This window comes from Kitasatospora sp. NPDC001309, assembly GCF_042896295.1.
GTDB lineage: Bacteria > Actinomycetota > Actinomycetes > Streptomycetales > Streptomycetaceae > Kitasatospora.
Map to the genome: position 1 here is coordinate 19201 of NZ_JBIAXC010000071.1, position 18102 is coordinate 37302.

Annotated in this window: 15 protein-coding genes; 5 read left to right on the forward strand and 10 right to left on the reverse strand. The window is 73.9% G+C overall.

The features are described from left to right. The 3 genes from ettA to ACFY2K_RS40740 all read left to right on the forward strand — a co-directional run bounded on the left by ettA (window position 1) and on the right by ACFY2K_RS40740 (window position 2951). Window positions 1–1665, forward strand: coding sequence for an energy-dependent translational throttle protein EttA (gene ettA / locus ACFY2K_RS40730; protein WP_375896271.1), 1665 nt, complete (start codon window positions 1–3; stop codon window positions 1663–1665). A 110-nt stretch (window positions 1666–1775) separates the two neighbouring features. Continuing rightward, window positions 1776–2219, forward strand: a complete 444-nt coding sequence (locus ACFY2K_RS40735; protein WP_360242622.1) for a thioesterase family protein — start codon at window positions 1776–1778, stop codon at window positions 2217–2219. A 39-nt stretch (window positions 2220–2258) separates the two neighbouring features. Then, window positions 2259–2951 (forward strand): hypothetical protein, encoded by a 693-nt coding sequence (locus tag ACFY2K_RS40740; RefSeq protein ID WP_375896267.1) that lies wholly within the window; start codon window positions 2259–2261, stop codon window positions 2949–2951. A 28-nt stretch (window positions 2952–2979) separates the two neighbouring features. Here ACFY2K_RS40740 and ACFY2K_RS40745 read toward each other — a convergent pair whose 3' ends face one another. The 10 genes from ACFY2K_RS40745 to ACFY2K_RS40790 all read right to left on the reverse strand — a co-directional run bounded on the left by ACFY2K_RS40745 (window position 2980) and on the right by ACFY2K_RS40790 (window position 16248). After that, window positions 2980–3384, reverse strand: coding sequence for a globin (locus ACFY2K_RS40745; RefSeq protein ID WP_375896264.1), 405 nt, complete (start codon window positions 3382–3384; stop codon window positions 2980–2982). Window positions 3385–3478: 94 nt separating this feature from the next. Beyond that, window positions 3479–4621 carry an ABC transporter permease gene (locus tag ACFY2K_RS40750; protein ID WP_380530027.1) on the reverse strand — a complete coding sequence of 381 codons (1143 nt, stop codon included), beginning with the start codon at window positions 4619–4621 and terminating at the stop codon, window positions 3479–3481. After that, window positions 4618–5535 (reverse strand): ABC transporter ATP-binding protein, encoded by a 918-nt coding sequence (locus tag ACFY2K_RS40755; protein WP_387717761.1) that lies wholly within the window; start codon window positions 5533–5535, stop codon window positions 4618–4620. The genes ACFY2K_RS40750 and ACFY2K_RS40755 overlap by 4 nt, the downstream gene beginning before the upstream one ends. 157 nt (window positions 5536–5692) lie before the next feature. Next, window positions 5693–6844 carry an FHA domain-containing protein gene (locus tag ACFY2K_RS40760; protein WP_387717764.1) on the reverse strand — a complete coding sequence of 384 codons (1152 nt, stop codon included), beginning with the start codon at window positions 6842–6844 and terminating at the stop codon, window positions 5693–5695. An 84-nt stretch (window positions 6845–6928) separates the two neighbouring features. After that, entirely contained in the window at window positions 6929–8284 is a 1356-nt protein-coding gene (locus tag ACFY2K_RS40765; RefSeq protein ID WP_380523289.1) for a VWA domain-containing protein, read from the reverse strand. Between the two features lie 95 nt (window positions 8285–8379). Beyond that, window positions 8380–9666, reverse strand: coding sequence for a protein phosphatase 2C domain-containing protein (locus tag ACFY2K_RS40770; RefSeq protein ID WP_380590343.1), 1287 nt, complete (start codon window positions 9664–9666; stop codon window positions 8380–8382). A 3-nt stretch (window positions 9667–9669) separates the two neighbouring features. Next, on the reverse strand, window positions 9670–12243 hold the full coding sequence (locus ACFY2K_RS40775) for a tetratricopeptide repeat protein (protein WP_380523287.1): 2574 nt from the start codon (window positions 12241–12243) through the stop codon (window positions 9670–9672). 5 nt (window positions 12244–12248) lie between these two features. Further along, window positions 12249–13703: a hypothetical protein gene (locus ACFY2K_RS40780; protein WP_387717769.1), complete on the reverse strand. Its 1455-nt coding sequence runs from the start codon at window positions 13701–13703 to the stop codon at window positions 12249–12251. A gap of 221 nt (window positions 13704–13924) precedes the next feature. Beyond that, on the reverse strand, window positions 13925–14917 hold the full coding sequence (locus ACFY2K_RS40785; protein WP_387717772.1) for a glutamate ABC transporter substrate-binding protein: 993 nt from the start codon (window positions 14915–14917) through the stop codon (window positions 13925–13927). Window positions 14918–14934: 17 nt separating this feature from the next. Next, window positions 14935–16248: a hypothetical protein gene (locus ACFY2K_RS40790; protein WP_380643816.1), complete on the reverse strand. Its 1314-nt coding sequence runs from the start codon at window positions 16246–16248 to the stop codon at window positions 14935–14937. A gap of 528 nt (window positions 16249–16776) precedes the next feature. Between ACFY2K_RS40790 and ACFY2K_RS40795 the strand changes: the two genes are divergently transcribed. Next, window positions 16777–17352, forward strand: a complete 576-nt coding sequence (locus ACFY2K_RS40795; RefSeq protein ID WP_380523283.1) for a nucleosidase — start codon at window positions 16777–16779, stop codon at window positions 17350–17352. A gap of 121 nt (window positions 17353–17473) precedes the next feature. Next, on the forward strand, window positions 17474–17992 hold the full coding sequence (locus ACFY2K_RS40800; RefSeq protein WP_387717776.1) for a DinB family protein: 519 nt from the start codon (window positions 17474–17476) through the stop codon (window positions 17990–17992). Window positions 17993–18102: the final 110 nt, after the last annotated feature.

The following is an 18102-nucleotide window of genomic DNA, read 5'->3' on the forward strand; positions in this document are numbered from 1 at the left end:
GTGGCGGAATACATCTACACGATGCGCAAGGTGCGCAAGGCGCACGGAGACAAGGTCATCCTTGACGACGTGACGCTCAGCTTCCTCCCCGGGGCGAAGATCGGCGTCGTGGGCCCCAACGGTGCCGGTAAGTCCACCGTGCTGAAGATGATGGCCGGCCTGGAGCACCCCTCCAACGGCGACGCCTTCCTCTCGCCCGGCTTCACCGTCGGCATGCTCCTCCAGGAGCCCCCGCTCGACGAGACCAAGACGGTCCTGGAGAACGTCCAGGACGGCGTCAAGGAGATCAAGGGCAAGCTCGACCGCTTCAACGAGATCGCCGAGCTGATGGCGACCGACTACTCGGACGCCCTGCTCGAGGAGATGGGCAAGCTCCAGGAGGAGCTGGACCACGCCGAGGCCTGGGACCTGGACGCCCAGCTGGAGCAGGCCATGGACGCCCTGGGCTGCCCGCCCGGCGACTGGGCCGTCACCAAGCTCTCCGGTGGCGAGAAGCGCCGCGTGGCGCTCTGCAAGCTGCTGCTGGAGGCCCCCGACCTGCTGCTGCTCGACGAGCCCACCAACCACCTCGACGCCGAGTCGGTGAACTGGCTGGAGCAGCACCTGGCCAAGTACAAGGGCACCGTCGTGGCCGTCACCCACGACCGGTACTTCCTCGACCACGTGGCCGAGTGGATCCTGGAGCTCGACCGCGGCCGCGCCTACCCGTACGAGGGCAACTACTCCACCTACCTGGAGACCAAGCAGTCCCGTCTCAAGGTCGAGGGGCAGAAGGACGCCAAGCGCGCCAAGCGCCTCAAGGAAGAGCTGGAGTGGGTCCGCTCCAACGCCAAGGGCCGCCAGGCCAAGTCCAAGGCCCGCCTCGCCCGTTACGAGGAGATGGCGGCCGAGGCCGACAAGATGCGGAAGCTGGACTTCGAGGAGATCCAGATCCCGCCGGGCCCGCGCCTGGGCAGCGTCGTCATCGAGGTCGAGAACCTCAACAAGGCCTTCGGCGAGAAGGTCCTGATCGACGACCTCAGCTTCACCCTGCCGCGCAACGGCATCGTCGGCATCATCGGCCCGAACGGCGCCGGCAAGACGACGCTGTTCAAGATGCTCCAGGACCTGGAGACCCCGGACTCCGGCAAGGTCAAGGTCGGCGAGACCGTCAAGATCAGCTACGTCGACCAGAGCCGCGCCAACATCGACCCGAAGAAGACCCTCTGGGAGGTCGTCTCCGACGGTCTGGACTGGATCAACGTCGGCCAGGTCGAGATGCCGTCCCGCGCCTACGTGTCGGCCTTCGGCTTCAAGGGCCCGGACCAGCAGAAGCCGGCCGGCGTGCTCTCCGGCGGTGAGCGCAACCGCCTGAACCTGGCGCTCACCCTCAAGCAGGGCGGCAACCTGCTGCTCCTCGACGAGCCCACCAACGACCTCGACGTCGAGACGCTCTCCTCGCTGGAGAACGCCCTGCTGGAGTTCCCCGGCTGCGCCGTGGTCATCTCCCACGACCGCTGGTTCCTGGACCGAGTGGCCACCCACATCCTCGCCTACGAGGGCGAGAGCAAGTGGTTCTGGTTCGAGGGCAACTTCGAGTCGTACGAGAAGAACAAGATCGAGCGACTGGGCGCCGACGCCGCCCGTCCGCACCGGGCCACGTACAAGAAGCTGACCCGAGGCTGACACCCAGCTGTCACAACGGCCCGGCAGACTGCCCCCCGGGGGCGGCCTGCCGGGCCGCGGCCCGTCACCGAGGTTCGGCGGCGGGCGACCGGACACCGAGGAGAACACCCGTGGCTCGCCACATCTACGCCTGCCCGCTGCGCTGGTCCGACATGGACGCCTTCGGGCACGTCAACAACGTGGTCTTCCTGCGCTACCTGGAGGAGGCCCGGATCGACTTCATGTTCACCCAGGCCGCCGAGGCCGGCGCCGGGGAGTTCGCGGGCGGCTCGGTGGTGGCCCGCCACGAGATCGACTACAAGCGCCCGCTGGTGCACCGGCCGGAGCCGGTCACCGTGGAGACCCGGGTGACGCACATCGGCAGCGCCTCGCTGACCGTCTCCTACGACATCAAGGACGTCCACGAGGACGGCTCCGAGACGGTGTACGTCCGGGCCTCCACCGTGGTGGTGCCCTACGACCTGGCCGCGGGCCGGCCGCGCCGGATCTCGCCGGTGGAGCGGGAGTTCCTCTCCCGGTTCATGGACGAGGCCCCGGTCGGCGCGGCAGTCTGAAAGTCCCTGGACCCCCGAACCGATTCGAGCTGAGCCGCGTTGACCGTCACCGCCCGCCTCGCCCTGACCGACACCGGTGAGGCCGCCGACCTCTCCGCCTTCCTGCTGCGCCTGCTGCGCTTCGACAAGGCGGCGGCCGTGCGGCTGCAGGCGGTCGACCCGGCCGCGGCGGACGGCGTGCTGGCGGTCTTCGGACGGCTGCCGCTGGGCGAGTCCGGCGTGCTGGCGATCCGCACCGCCCGGCTGGACCGCCTGGACGAGCCGGTGGACCTGACCGTCTCCGCGGGCCAGCTGCTGGACGGCGTGGACGCCGACTCCGGCGCCGTCGCGCTGCCCGCGCCGGTGACCGGCCCGGCCTGGGCCGGGCTGCTGCCGCCGCGGGTCGGCTGGCGGCCGGTCGGGACCCCGCCGGCGGCCGAGGTGTGCCGTGAACTGATGGCGGCGGTGGGGGAGTTCCGCGAGCGCAGTGAGGCCGTCCCGGCCCACCACCGCACCCGCGCGGTGCTGGACCGGCTGGCGGACGAGGTGTGGTCCCGCCCGGTCTCGGTGCTGCCGGAGCTGCCGCTGCGCGCCGTGCACGCCTCGTACCGGATCGGTTTCCTGAGCCCCGAGGCGCCGCTCTCGGTGCACCGGGCGGGCGGCTGGCTGCGGTTGAGCTCCCCGGTGGGCTCGGTGGTGGTGCGGACCGCGGCCGCGCCGGGCGCGGGGCTGGGCCTCAGCCCGCTGCGCTGATCCTGCTGCGGTAGCGGCAGGCCTACGCTCAGCCCGGGGTGTTGATCATCGAGGCGGCGGCGTAGACCAGGTAGTCCAGCAGCTGCCGCTCGTGCTCGGCGGGCAGTTCCAGGCTCGCCACGGCGGCCCGCATGTGGGTGAGCCAGGCGTCGTGGGCGGCCTTGTCGACCTTGAACGGCGCGTGCCGCATCCGCAGCCGCGGGTGGCCGCGCCGGTCGCTGTAGGTGCGCGGGCCGCCCCAGTACTGCATCAGGAACAGCGCCATCCGCTCCTCGGCCGGTCCGAGGTCCTCCTCGGGGTACATCGGCCGCAGCAACTCGTCCTCGGCGATGCCCTCGTAGAAGCGGCGGGTCAGGCGCCGGAAGGTGTCCTCACCGCCGACCTGCTCGAAGAAGGTCTCCTCGCTGAACGTGCCTCGTCCGATCTCTGTCACCCGACCATGGTCGCAGACGCCGACGGGGCCGTACACCGGGACGAAAGGCGTACGACCCCGTCGGGCCTGAGTGGTCAGGGCAGTGCGCGGACGGCTACGCGTCCTCCCACTTGAACAGCTTCCAGGCGATGCCGGTGAACACGGCCGCGAAGAGCAGCAGTCCGCCCATGGCGGGCAGGGCGTCCATGGCGCCGCCGCCGCGGGTCAGCACCGACTGGGCGGCCGACACCAGGTGCTTGAGCGGCATGACCTGGGAGACGGTCTTCAACCAGTCCGGGGCGCCGTCCAGCGGGAAGAACGAGCCGGACAGGAAGGACATCGGCAGCACGATGAGCTGCGAGATGCCGTTCGCGGCCTCCTCGGTCTTGGCGACCGAGCCGGCCAGCAGGCCGATCGACATGAAGGCGAGCGTCGCGCAGGCCACCAGCGGCAGGATCAGCCACCAGTTGCCGGTGAGCTTGAGCCCGAAGAAGCTCGTCGCGACGACCAGGAAGACGGTGGTCTGCAGGAAGGCGGTCACCAGCGAGACCGCGATCCGGGAGCTGACCACCGCACCGGCGCTGATCGGGGCCAGTCGCAGGCGCCGCAGCACCTTGGACTTGCGCCAGTTGACCAGGGTCAGCGCGGCGCCGAAGACCGCGCCGGTGGCGACGGCCCAGCCGAGCAGGCCGGGGGTGAGGAACTGGATCGGCTTGAGCGACTGGTCCTCGACCTGCTGGGAGTCCAGCACGTAGGCGGCCGGCTGGTGGGTGGCGGCCTGGTTGGCGCTCTGGACGACCGAGTTGAGGATGCCCTGGACCGCGCCGGCCTTGACCTGGTCGGCGGCGGTGTAGCGCAGCTCCACCTTGCCGTCCGGGCCCTGGCTGATCATCGCGTCGAAGTCGCCCTTGCGGACCTTCTCCAGGGTGCCGGCCTCGTCGTCGGTCCTGGTGATGGTGAGGACCTTGTCCAGGCCGGCCCGTTCGTCGCCCTGGATCGAGTCGAACAGCTTGACCGCGCCGACCTGGGCGACCTTGGCGTGCGGGCTGGCGGAGCCCTTGGTGACGGAGCCGAAGAAGACCAGGAAGACCAGCGGGAACAGCAGGACGAAGAAGGTCGCGGTGCGGTCGCGCTTCATCCCGAGCAGCATCGCGCGGGACAGGCTCCAGAACGCGCTGACCCGCTCCCGCCCGTCGGCGGAGCCGGCCGAGCCGCCGCGCTGGGCGGGGACCTTCGGCTCGGTGGAGGTGCTGGTCATGCGCGGAACTCCCGTCCGGTCAGCTGGAGGAAGACGTCCTCCAGGGTGGCGCCGCGCACTTCGAGGCCGCGCAGCGCGTTCTGCTCGGCGAGGACGCTGAGCACCGGGGCCGGAAGGCGGGTGGAGACGGAGAGCGAGACGGTGTCGTCCTCCAGGGTGGCGACGTCGGCGCCGGCCGCGGCCAGCAGCTCGCGGGCCCGCTCGACCGGCAGCTGGCCGGAGGCCACGCTGATCCGGACGGTGTCGTCGATCTCGCGGATCAGCGCCGCGGGGGCACCGGTGTGCAGGATCTTGCCGTGGTCCATGATCGAGACCCGGTCGCAGAGCACCTCGGCCTCGTCCAGGTAGTGGGTGGTCAGGACGACGGTGCGGCCCTCGGCGTTGATGTCCCGCAGCAGGTCCCAGAGGTTGCGGCGGGCCTGCGGGTCGAGGCCGGTGGTGGGCTCGTCCAGGAAGACGAGCTCCGGGTCGTGGGCCAGGGCGCAGGCGATCGACAGGCGCTGGGCCTGGCCGCCGGACATCTGGTCGGTGAGGGTCTCGGCCTTGTCCGAGAGCCCGACCCGCTCCAGCATCGCGTCGGCCCGCTTGGGGCCGACCCCGTAGAACGACGCGAAGGTGCGGATCGTCTCCCGGGCGGTCAGCTTCCGGAAGAAGGCGGAGGCCTGGAACTGCACGCCGATGCGCGGCAGCAGCTTCGGGTTGCGCGGCCAGGGGGCCATCCCCAGCAGCTCGACCCGGCCCTCGTCGGGCTTGCGGACCCCTTCCAGGATCTCCATGGTGGTGGTCTTCCCGGCCCCGTTGGGACCGAGGATCCCGTAGAACTCGCCGACCTCGACGGTGAGCGACACCCCGTCGACGGCCTGCACATCCCCGTACCGCTGGCGGATGCCGTCAGCGGATATAGCAGCAGTCATGAAGCCAGAGAATAGGGCTCATGGGGCGTCTTGTGCACACCGGGGACGGGAATTTGTGGATTCCCTGAGGGAGGCACCGGAAAAGCCGGGCCGGGCGGAAAAGCGAATTCCGCCCGGCCCGGCCGGAGTTACCCCTGACGAATGCTCAAAGCGCAGGTCAGGCGCGGTGCACCGTGATCGTCGTCCAGGCGCCGACGTGGATCCGGTCGCCGTCGCCCAGGGGGATGGCGGTGTTCGGGGAGATCGGTTCCTCGCCCCCGTTCACGGTGGTTCCGTTGGTCGATCCCTGGTCCACCAGCACCCAGCTGCCGTCCGCCTGTTCGGCGAGCAGCGCGTGCTGGTGCGAGGCGCCCGGGTCCTCCGGCGGCACCGACAGGTCGATCTCCGGGACGGTGCCCCGGTGCTGGCTGCGCCGGCCGATCCGCAGCTGGCCGCGGCCGGTCAGCGGGATGCGGCGCTCGGGGCAGTACGGCGGGAAGAACAGGCCGGCCGCCTCGGGGCCGCTGCGGGCCATCATGTCGGTGAAGTAGTCGCGGTCGGCCGAGACCACCGCGATCCAGTTGCTGCGCACCGGCCCGGCCGGGGCGGGCTCCGGCTGGGCGCCGGGCTGGGCCTGCGGCGGGGCCAGGTGGAAGGACGTGCCGAAGTCGCCGCCGCGGGTGTTCGGGCCGGGGCCGGCGGGCTGGGCGTACACCGGGCCGGAGTCCTCGCGGACCGGGGCCTCCGGGAAGGCGCCCTCCGGCGGCGGGTAGCCGTAGGTGTGGGGGTACTCCGGCTGCGGCTGGTACTCCGGGGCCTGCGGCTGGTGCTGCTGCGGGGCCTGGTGCTGCTGCGGCTGGTGCTGCTGCGGGGCCGGGGCTCCGCCGTAGGCCGCCGGGATGTTCAGCGGCGGGGGCTGGGCCGGGCCCGGCGAGGGCGCGCCGCCGGCCGGCGCCTGGCGGCCGGAGGGCGCGGACAGCTCGTAGTCGTAGCCGCACTCCTCGCAGAACCGCCCGGTCTGCGGGCTGCGGCAGATCGGGCAGACGGCCAGGCCCTCGGTGAGTCCGGGGCCGGCCGGCGGCGGGAAGGCACCGGGCGGCGGGTAGCCGCCGGGCGGTGGGAACGCCCCGGGCGGGGGCGGCGGGACGGCCCCCGGCGGGGGCGGCGGCGGCGTGCCGAAGGCCGCACCGCCGTGCTGCGGGTGTCCGGCGGGCGCGCCGGGGTAGCCCCCGTGGGCGCCGGGCGCCGGGGCCGGCGGGGTCATCGGGAAGCCGCAGAAGTCGCACCAGTCCTCGGCCTGCGACTCGTGGCCCCTCGGGCAGATCGGCATCAGGTCCCCCTCGTTTCGGGCCGGTGCGGTGCGGCGTCGCGCCGGGCGGCCGGCCCGATCACGTCTACAGCGGTCACTTCGCGGTCACTTCTTCACACGTACCGTCTTGGTCGACCGGGTCTCAAGGGTCATCGAGTCGGCCTCGCTCACGTCCTTACGGAACCGAACCGTACCCTCCTTCGGGTCCACCACGTCCACCACCTTCTGCAGCAGCTTGAAGGTGCCCTCGTTGCCGGTCGCGTGGGCGATCCGGACGGCGGCGCCGAGCTTGGCGGTGGCGGTGTCGACGTCGCCCGAGCGGTGGGCCTCCAGGCCCTCCTGGATGGAGGAGGCCAGCTCGGCCTGCCCGGTGTAGTGGGCGACCTGGGGGCTGATCCGGGTGGAGGAGGCGAGGTCGTCCGTCCAGACGGCCTTCACCAGGCCCTGGCTGAGCACCTCGGGGGTGCCGCCGCCGACCTGCGGGGGCAGCACCAGGCTGATCCGGGCGGCGAGCATCTCGTTGCCGACCGAGGCGGCCGGGACCTCGACGCAGACGTGGTAGTCGCGGCTCTCGTCGCCCCAGGAGCCGGTGGGGTAGTCGCCCGCCCGGGGGCCGGCCTCGGCGCGGCGGTCGCTGAGGTCCTCGACGGCGGGGGCGACCTGCTTGACGAACTTGACGGTGGCGTTGGCCGGGGTCCAGATCCGCAGCGCGACGTCGGCGACCTGCTTGCCCATCGCGCCGGTCATCATCGAGCGGAAGTCCTCGGCGAGGCCGGAGGGCTCGGCGACGATGTCGGTGGTGCCGAGCAGCGCGGAGGAGATCTTGCGCAGTTCGTCGATCCGCCAGTCGGTGCCGACGCCGCGGCAGTCGGCGGTGAAGTGGCCGGTGACCCGCTCGATCGTGCGGGCGAGGTCCTCGGCGGACTCGTGCTCGTTGTTGCCGTCGGTGAGCAGGATGGCGTGCCGGATGGCGATGTCGCGGCGGGTGAGGAAGAGCTTGTCGGCCTTGGCCAGCCAGGTGCCCATGGCGGTGCCGCCGGCCGCGGTGAGGCGGCGCAGCGACTCCTTGGCCTGCTCCCGGGTGGCCGCCGAGGCGGTGGCCAGGGTGCCGTCGCCGGGGTAGATGTCGCGGGCCTCGTGGGTGCCGGCGACGACGGCGAAGGCGGTGCCGTCGCGCAGGGCGTCGATGGCGGCGGCGGTGGCCTCGCGGGCGCCGTTGATCTTGGTCTTGGGGTAGTCCATCGAGCCCGAGCAGTCGACCAGGACCACCACGGCCGCGTTGGCGTCGCCGCCCTGCGGGCCGGCGTCGGCGAGCCCGAGCGGGCGGCCGCCGGAGGTGCCGCCGCCGGTGGAGGTGACGGTGACGATGGCGTTGACCTCGCGGGCGCCGTCGGCCAGGTACTCGTTCTGGAAGATCTCCACGTCGAACCTGGGCAGGTTCGGCTTCGCCAGTGTTGCCATGGGGCGGTGGCTCCCGTCGGGTGAGGGGTGGATGCGATCAGGTCGGTGGGGCGGGCCGGCGGACGGGGGCCGTCGGTCCGGTCGCGCGGAACCGGTCAGGCCGTCGGCGGGTGCGGCGGCTGCGGCGGGACGGGCGGGGCGACGGGGGGCACGGGCGGCGCCGGCGGGACGGCCGGGGCCGGGGGCAGCGGGGCGGCGGCGGAGCCGATCACCGGGAGGTCCGGCAGGGTCGGCTCGTAGTCCTCGTAGTCGTCGTTCCCGGCGGCGGCCGCCGGCCTGACGATCTTGAGGTCCAGCGCGGTCGGCGTCTCCACGATCTCCGCCAGCGCGGCGGCGGACGGTTCGATCGGCAGCACGGCGACCGTGATGTTGTCGTGCCCGCCGGCCGCGACCGCGAACTTGACCAGGGTCTGGGCCGCCAGCAGCGGTTCGGTGCGGGCGTCCGGGCGGACGTAGTAGGCCAGGTCGGTGGCCGCCTCGGCGTAGTTCCACAGCCCGTCGGTGCAGATCAGCAGCACTCCGGGGACGTGCGGGGTGAATTCGAGGGTGTGCGGCACGACCTCCTCGGCGTCGGCGCCGAGCCAGCCGGTGATCGCGTGGGCGCGCGGGTCGGCGTAGGCCTCGGCCTCGCCCATCAGCCCGGCCTCGACCATCCGGGCGGCCCAGGAGTCGTCCTGGGTGAGCCGGAAGGGTTCGGCGCCGGCCCGGTCGTCCGGGATCCAGTACGCCCGGGTGTCGCCCACCCAGCCGATGGTCACCCGGCCGCCCGCGGCTATGGCGCTGACGTAGGTGCAGGCGGGCGCGTTGACGTCGGGCCTGGTCGGGCCGGCGCCGTCGGTGGCGAGGTCGGCGACGGCCTTGGCGGCGTCCGCGATCGCCGTGCGCATCGCCCCCTCCGGGTCGCGGCCGGCCTCCAGGGAGGTCAGCAGGGACTCGGAGGCGGCGTCGACGGCGGTCTCCGAGGCCTCGTCCGGGCGGTCGGAGGAGGAGACGCCGTCGCACACCACGGCGACCACGACCGGCTCCCCGCCGGGCAGCGAGGTGGCGGCGACGGTGAAGGAGTCCTCGTTGCGGTGGTGGCGCACGCCGCGGTCGCTGACCCCGGCGACGCCCGCGAGCGCCTTCTCCATGTGGTCGCGCGGGCGCGGCTGGGCGCTCCCGCAGCCCTCGCAGTAACCGTCCTCGGTGACCTGTGCCTGCCCGCAGTTGACGCAGACCGGCCCGCGTTGCGGCGGGACGGCCTCACCGCGGGCGGCGGCCCAGCTGGCGGGCATCGCGCCCGGGGCCGCCCGGCCGTCCCGGCCGGCCCCGCAACGCCCGCAGTAGGCGTCGTCAAGGTCCATCGGCTCGGAACAGCTCGGGCACTCGGTCTGCTGCGGCATCGGCTACACCCACGTCCTGGGGCGGGCCCGGTTGGCCCGTTCCACCATCTCGATCCTGGTCTCGGCCCGGTCGGCCAACCGGGCGAGTACCCGGTAGGACTGTTCCAGGGCGAAGCGCAGTTCCCGCTCCACGGCGGGACGTCCGAGGACGACCGGGCCGGTGCCCTGCGGGGCGCCGGCCGAGCCGGCGCCGACCCAGCCGAGGGCCGCGCCGAGCACCTCGACCGAGAGCTCCTCGCGGCGGCGGTCGTCCAGGCGCAGCGCGGTCAGCTGGTCGGAGCCGGCCGCGAGGTCGACGGCGAGCGGGTCGGTGGCGGCCCGTTCGCGCAGCCGGGCGCGGACGGCGGCGATCCGGGCGGCGGTGTACTGGCTGGAGGTGGCCGGGACGGACTCCAGCGCCCGCACCGCGCCGGGCCGGTCGTCCTCGGCGAGGCGGACCCGGGCCAGGCCGAAGGCGGCGCTGAGGTAGGACTGGTCGGTGGTCCAGACGAGCCGGTAGAACTCGGCCGCGTCGCCGCCGTCGCCGAGCAGTTCGGCGCAGATGCCGAGGGCGAGCTTGGGGGCGGCCTCGCCCGGGAAGGCGTCGTAGACCGCGTCGAAGGCCTCGGCGGCCGCCCGCAGGCGGGGCTCGGCGGCGGTGCCGGCGGGGTCCTCGGCGAGGTCCGCGGCGGCGCCGACCAGGGCGACCAGGCCGCGGTACCAGACCACCCGCCAGTCGTCCGGGTGGTCCTGCTCCAGCTTCGCGAGCTCCTGCACGGCCGTGCCGTGGCGGCCGAGTTCGAGCAGGGCGCGCAGTTCGCGCAGCCGGCTCTCGACCGAGACGGCGGGGGCGCCGGCGAGGGCGGCGAGCGCCTCCTCGGGGTCGGTGGCGAGCAGGGTGGCGAGGAAGCCGGCGTTGGGGTCGCCCGGGTCGACCCGGGGGACGGGCAGCGCGAGGGCGGCGGCGGCCGGGTCGAGCCCGGCCACCCGGAGCTGTCCGGGCTGGGTGGTGGGCAGTACCAACTCGGTGTCCACGACGCGCAGTTCGGGCCCGAAGAGGGTGGACGGCGCGGGCCGGGGCCGGTCGTCCTGGAGGGCCAGGATCTCCCGCAGTACGCCGGTGAGCTGGTCGGCCATCTCCTCGGCGGAGGAGAACCGGCGGGCCGGGTCCGGGTCGGTGGCGCGGACCAGGAAGCGGTAGTAGGACTCGTACCTGGCGAAGACCTCGACGTCCTCGGGGCCGGGCAGCGAGTCGCGGTAGGTGGTGCTGTAGCCCTGGAAGTCGAAGGTGAGCACCGCGAGGGTGCGGGCCACGGTGTAGAGGTCGGAGGCGGGGGAGGGGCCGTCGGTGGCGATCTCCGGGGCCTGGTAGCCGATGGTGCCGTAGATCGCGCCGTCGTCGTCGAAGCGGCGGACCGCGCCCATGTCGATGATCTTGAGCGTGTCGCCGCTCTGGATCACGTTGTCGATCTTGAAGTCGCAGTAGACCAGGCCCCGGCCGTGCAGGTAGCCCAGGGCCGGCAGCGCCTCCAGCGCGTACGCGATCGCCTGCTCGACCGGCAGCGGCTCGCGCCGGCCGTCCGGGGTGCGGCGGTCGTTGGCGATGTCCTTGAGCGACTTGCCGCCGACGAACTCCATCACGATGTAGCCGTCGGTGGAGCCGGTGCGCAGGTCCGGGTGCTCGGCGAAGTTGATGATCCGGACGATGTTCGGGTGGTCCACCTCGGCCAGGAAGCGCCGCTCGGCGACGGCCGCGGCCAGCGCGTCCTCGTCCCCGGTGTCCAGCAGGCCCTTGAGCACCACCCACTTGTCGTTGACCCGCCGGTCCACCGCCAGGTAGATCCAGCCGAGCCCGCCGTGCGCCAGGCAGCCGAGCACCTCGTACTGGCCGCCGACCAGGTCGCCGCGGCGCAGCTTGGGGGTGAAGGAGTACGGCGTGCCGCACTTGGTGCAGAAGCCGTCCGGGCGGCCCGGCCGGCCGTTCTTCTCCCGGCCCACCGGGGTCTCGCACTTGGAGCAGTACCGCTTGCGCTCCGGCACCTCGGGGTTCTCCAGCACCGCCTGCGCCGGGTCGGCCGTCTCCACGGTCGGCACGGTGACCAGGCCGGCGCCCAGCCGGTTGCGGGTGCCGGCGCTGACGCTGCCGCGGGTGGAGCGCACCGAGACCGAGCGGCTGCTGCCGGTGCGGGTCGAGCGGTGCGAGCGGGAGCGGCCGGACATCGACCGGCCGGAGCCGGTGCGGGCCGACAGCGAGCGCATCGAGCCGCCGGGGGCGGAGTCCGGGGTGACCCGGGCGGACGGCACGTAGGGCTGGGTGACGCCGGTGTCGCCGCCGGGCGGGGTCAGCCCGCACTCGTCGCAGTAGCCGTCCGCGTCGATGGTGCCCGAGCAGTCCCGCGGGCACGGCGAGCCCGGCCCGGCGGCGGACCCGGTGGTCGGCCCGGTGGTCGGCCCGGTGGCGGTCGGCGGGGCGGCGCCGGCGGCGGCCGGGGGGACCGTGGTGGTCCCCACCGGGGTCAGCCCGCACTCGTCGCAGTAGCCGTCCGCATCGATGGTGCCGTTGCCGGAGCACTCCGGCCGCACGCACGTCTCGCCCATCAACCTCAGCCCCCCTGTACCTGTCCGTCGACCGGCGTCTGGCCGGCCGACCCGTGTGCCTGCTGCCCGTGGGACTGGTGCCCGTGGGCGTGCTGCCCGTGCGCCTGCTGCCCGTGCTGCCCGTGTGCCTGCTGCCCGGGCGCCTGTGCGCCGTCGGAGGCCTCGGCCTGGGCCGGGCGCAGCGACTGCTGGAAGCGGGCCACCGCGGCGGCCGCCGCCCGCAGGTCGCACGGCGCGCTCCAGAGCAGCCAGCGCGCCTTCTCGTACCGTTCGATCACTTCCGGGTCCTCGGCGACCCGCATCCGGGCCGCCATCGCCTTGTAGGCGTCCAGCCGGCCGCGCAGCTCGGCCCGGACGGCCAGCGGCTGGGTCACCTCGGTGAGCGAGTGCCGGGCCCGGGCCAGCTCCTTGGCGGCGGCGTCCTCCAGCGCGTCCAGCAGCGGCGCCAGCCGGCCCCACTGCCCGGCCTGGCGCAGGTCCAGGGCGGTGACGATCCGTTCGCGCAGCGCCGAGGCCGGGCCGGGCACCGCGGGCACGTCGCTGGAGGCTATCTTCGCCAGCACCTCGCCGCGGGCCCGGCGGGCCTCGGCCAGGGTGGCGTCGGCCCGCTGGAGCAGGTCGCCGACGCCCTGGAGGCGCTCCTCGGCGTCGTCGCGCAGCCGCAGCAGGTTCTCCAGCTCCAGCCGGACGCCGTCCAGGGCCCGCCCGGCCCGGTCGAAGCGCTCGGTGTCCACCACCCCGGCGGGAGAGGCGAAGGCCTCGCCGTCCGGGACGGTGCCGCGCTGGGCGGGCACCCGGGCCGGGCGCCACAGGGCCAGCGGGTCCTCGCGGACCTCGGTGCGCAGCTCGGTGAGGTCCCGCTCCAGCCCGGTCAGGTCGTCGCCCAGCGGGTGGCTGCCGGGGCGCACGCCGAGCGAGGCGGCCAGCGTGTGCACCCGGTGCAGTTCGGCCAGCAGCAGGTCGATCCGGGCCGGCAGCGCCGACCAGACCGCGTCGGCCGCGCTGACCACCTCCAGCACGGTGGCGTACCAGGAGTTCATCCGGGCCATCAGCGCGTCCAGGCTGATCCGCTCGACCAGCTTGGCGGGCGCGCCCAGCAGTTGCGGCCCGTCCGGCACGGCGCCGCCCGGGACGGTCACCGCGTCGCCCGTCAGCAGCTCGGTCAGCTCGGCGAGTTCGGGCCCGCCGGGCTTGGCCTTGCGGGCCCGGACGGCGCGGGCCGAGGCGAGCGCCTCGGAGTAGCGGTCGAACAGCGCCCAGAGCAGCGGCAGCCCCTTGCCGGCGACGGACCAGCGCTCCAGGGTGCGGCCGGACAGCTCGGCGCCGTCCAGTAGCCGCAGGCCCGGGTGGTCCTGGAGGGCGAGCAGCGCCGACTCGACCGCGTCCCGCTCCGCGCCGAGGCGCGCGAGCGCGCGGTCCACCTCCTCCCGGCTCAGTACCGGGCCAGCCGATGCCGCCACCGCGGTGTCCTTCCTTCCTCGCGTGCGATCCCGCCCTGTGCGACGTGCGATCCCACGACAACCCCCGTGTCCACCACCGGTCTCCCCGTGGTGATCGTCCCGAACCCTAGCCGGTGGCCGCTCGGGCGGTGCGGGCGCGGGGCGTCAAGACGGCGTCAACGCCCCGCGTCAGCGGTGCTCCGTGCGCGATGCGGCGCCCGGCACCGCGGCCGGTGCGGTGCTCAGTGCGGGACCGGCCAGTAGCGCTCCGCGTCGTTGAGCATGTACGGCTTCAACCAGCGGTCGTAGCTGCGCCCCCAGTCGCCGCTCGCGTGGTAGTCGGCCAGCACCTGGTTGACCCGCGCGGTGAGGTCCGGGCTGGTCTTGAGCATGGCGACGCCGATCACCTCGGGCTGCACGTCGCCGTCCACGATCCGCACGGTCTGGTCCTGCGCGGCCTGACCGGCCGCCAGGCCGTCGTCGGTCATGGTGGCGTCGACCTTGCCGAGCTGCATCAGGACCAGGCAGTCCAACTGGTTCTCCACCACCGTCAGCTGGGCCCGGGCGTCCTTCTTGGCGCCCTTGGCCGGGTCCATCACGTCGGCGGCCGTCGAGCCCTTGGCGACGCAGACGTTCTTGCCGCCGATCGCCTCGTCCAGGTTCTTCGCCGGGGAGGTCTTCGGCACCAGCACCCGCTGGGAGATGCTGAAGTACGGCTTGGAGAAGGCGACCTGCTCCATCCGCTTGCAGTTGACGGTCATCGTGCGGACGATCAGGTCGACCCGGCCCTTCTGCACCGCGTCGACCCGGTCGGCGGTGGCCACCGGCTTGAGCACGACCTTGTCCGGGTCGCCCATGATGGCGGTGCCGATCGCCCGGGCCAGGTCGATGTCGAAGCCCTCGATCTGGCCGGTGTTCGGGTTGCGGGCGCCCCAGCGGTAGCTGTTCTGGTCGACGCCGATCACCAGGCTGCGCTTGCCCTTGATGGCCTTCACCGCCGGGCCGTCCACCGAACTCGGCGGCACGCTGGCGTAGATGTCGCAGGAGTCGGACTGGTCCTGGCTCTGCTGGACGGCCTGCGGCGCGGTCGCGGTGGTCGCGGCGGCGGCCCCGGCCGGTGCGGCGCCGGAGGGGCCGCCCCCGCCGAGCACGGCCGCGCAGGCGGCCAGCACGGCCAGTGCGGCGGCGCTCCTGGTCGGTACGGTCGTGCCGTGTGTGAGTGTCCGTGTGCGCATGAGTGTCCGTTCCCCCTCTACCGGTACTCGGCGAGTCGTCGGCCCAGGCCGCGCAGCGCGGCGACCGCGGCCGCCAGGCCGAGCACGGCGGCGGCGCCGGCCGCCAGCCGGAGGTCCCCGGCGGTGCCGTCGGCGTAGGCCGTGAAGCGGGCCTGCTCGGCGTCGGCGGCCTGGGCCAGTGCCCGGTCGGTGGCGTTGAAGGCGGCGTCGGCGGTGGTGGTGGTGTCGGTGGCGGACACCGTCGCGTTCAGGGCGCCCTGGTAGTCGGCGTTGTCGACCTCGGCGGTGCGCGCCTTGCGGTACCGGTCCTGCCACTCGTCGTACTGCTGGGCGGCGGTGGCCAGCGGCTGGTCCGCGGCGGCGGGGGCGAGGATCAGCGCGTTGGAGAGCGTGCCGGCCCGGTCGCGCATCGGGGTGCCCTTGCCGGCCGTCCCGGCGAGGCGCTTGGTGACGTCGTCGTACTGGGTGGCGTAGGTGGCGGTGGAGCCGCGCGCGACCAGGTTCAGGTTCTCCGCCAGGCGCGCCGTCAGCACGTCCACCCGGGCCGAGTTGAGGGCCTGCAGCGGGAAGGCCCCTTCGAGGTCGCTCTTCTTCAACGCCGAGCCGGTGGTCAGCCCGGCCACGGCGAGCCAGAGCGTGCCGGCCAGGACGGCGGCGGTGGCGCCCAGCAGGCCGACGTTGAACACCCGGTTGGTGCGGCGGAACAGGGTCAGCTGCACCCAGCCCAGCGCGGCCAGGGTGAGCACCGCCAGGCCGTACGCGCCCCAGGGCGTGGACCGGGCCGCGGCGTAGTCGGTCACCAGCTCGTGGTTCTCGATGGTGTTCAGCTCGGCGGCGGCCGGCAGCAGGACGGTCTGCATCTGCTCGGAGGCGTACCGCAGGTAGGCGCCGCCGAGCGGGATGCCCTGCCGGTTGTCGGCCCGCGCGGATTCCACCAGACCGGCGTACACCGGGAGTTGCTGGTTCAGCCGGGCGAGTGAGTCCTGGGCCGGGGAGGTCGAGGTGGTCCGGGCGGCGGCCTGGGAGATCAGCTTGGCGGCCTGGGCGAGGTCCTGCTCGTAGCGGGCCCGGACGTCCTTCGGCTCGGCGCCGGCCAGCAGGAAGCCGGAGGCCGCGGTGGTGGCGGCGTCGGCCAGCGAGCGGTGGATCTCGGCGGCGTCCCGGCTGAGCGGCTGACTGTACGAGACCACCCGGTCGGCGGCCTGCGCCCTGGTCTCCAACTGCCAGGCGGTGAGCCCGCCGAAGGCCACGGTCAGCACCGCGAGCACCACCCCGGCCATCCGCAGCCGGCCCGGGGGCGTGCGGGTGGCCTGGGCCAGCCGGGCGCGCACCCCGCGCTCCGGCGCGGTGGCCCGGGGCCGCTTCGCGGGCGGTGCGGCGCCCGGTCCCGGCGTGGCCGGACCGGGGAACGCCGCTCCCCGGGCTGCCGGGGATGCCGGGGTACCCGGTGCACCTGGTGCGCCCGGGGTCGCCGCTGGTGCGCCGAACGCCGCCGTCCCCGGTGCGGCCGGCGGCGTGCCCGGTCGTGCCGGGAACGCGGCGCCCGGTGCGCCGTTGCCTACTGGTGTCGCCACCCGCCTCATCCTCCCCTGGGGCCGGCCCGTCTCCCCGGGCCCGACCGATGGCAGCAGTATGGCCGTGACTCCCTCCGGCCACACCTGACTTGCGCCGATCTTGAGCATGTCGTGCACGGTTTCCGCACGCCTCCGTACGGCTTGTGCCGATTGTCACCGGTTGTCGCCGATCGCACCGGCCCCACGGAGAGGTTGGCGCCCGCTGCGACGCCCGCCGGGGCCCCCGCGGTTCCGTGCCGCGCGGCCGCCGGGCCCGGCACCCCCGTGCTCCGTACCATGGGCCCCATGCGACTGCTTGGAACGATCTCGCCCGACCGCCCGCTGCTCGTCGTCGCGGTCCGCGAGGAGGCCGCCCACCTCGACGACCGGCTGCCCGTGCTGCTCACCGGGATAGGGAAGGTCAACGCCACCGCGGCCCTGGCCACCGTGCTGGCGCGGGGCGAACTCCCCTCCGAGGTGATCAACCTCGGCACGGCCGGCGCGCTGCGCCCCGGCTGGGAGGGCATGCACCACGTCGTCCAGGTGATCCAGCACGACCTGAACACCGCCGCCCTCCAGCACCTCACCGGCCGCAGCTACGGCGCCCCGCTGGTGGTCGGCAAGGGCGACGGACCGGTGCTGGCCACCGGTGACCTGTTCGTCGACTCCCCGGACGCCAAGGAGCGGCTCGCCGAGCACGCCGACCTGGTCGACATGGAGGGCTACGCCGTCGCCGCCGTCGCCCACCGGGCCGGGGTGCCGGTGCGGCTGGTCAAGTACGTCAGTGACGAGGCCGGGGACGGTGCGGCCCGCAGCTGGCAGGAGTCGGTCGACGGCTGCGCCCGGCACCTCGCGGACTGGGTGCACGCGCAGGGGTGGTGACGGGGCGGTTGGTCGTCGGGGCGTCGGGCTGGCTGGGCGTCGGGTTGGTTGGCGGTCGGGCCGGTTGGCGGTCGGGCCGGTTGGCCGTCGGGGTGTCGGTTCGGGTGGCTAGGGTGGCGCGGTGACCGAGAACACCGCGCCCAGCCCGCGCCCCGACGTCCGTCCGCCCGGCCTGAACGCCGATGAGCGGACCACCCTGCTGTCCTTCCTCGACTACCTGCGCGAGGCCGTGATCGGCAAGGTGGAGGACCTCTCCGACGAGGACGCCCGGCGGCCCGGGGTCGCCTCCGGCACCAGCCTGCTGTGGCTGGTGCGGCACTTGACCGTGGTCGAGTACAACTGGTTCGAGTACGCGTACGGCGGCCTCGGGGACGAGCCGGCCCTGACGTCGAAGGCCCCGCCGGCGGAACTCTCCACGGCCTCGGCGGTCGCCGCCTACCGGGACGCGATCGACCGGGCGAACGCGGTGGTCGCGGCCGCCCCCGACCTCGACCGGCCGGGCGTGCGCTCGCTGCGCCCCGACGCGGTCGAAGGGCCGTCGCTGCGCTGGGTGCTGGTGCACATGATCGAGGAGACCGGGCGGCACGCCGGGCACGCGGACATCATCCGGGAGCAGCTGGACGGTGCCGTCGGGCGGTGAGGCCGGGCGGTGAGGCGGCGGGGGTCGCCGGTCCCGCAGGGCTCGCCGGTCCGGCCGGGAGCAAGGGCGGCGCCAAGGTCGTCTACCTCACCTTCGACGACGGCCCCAGC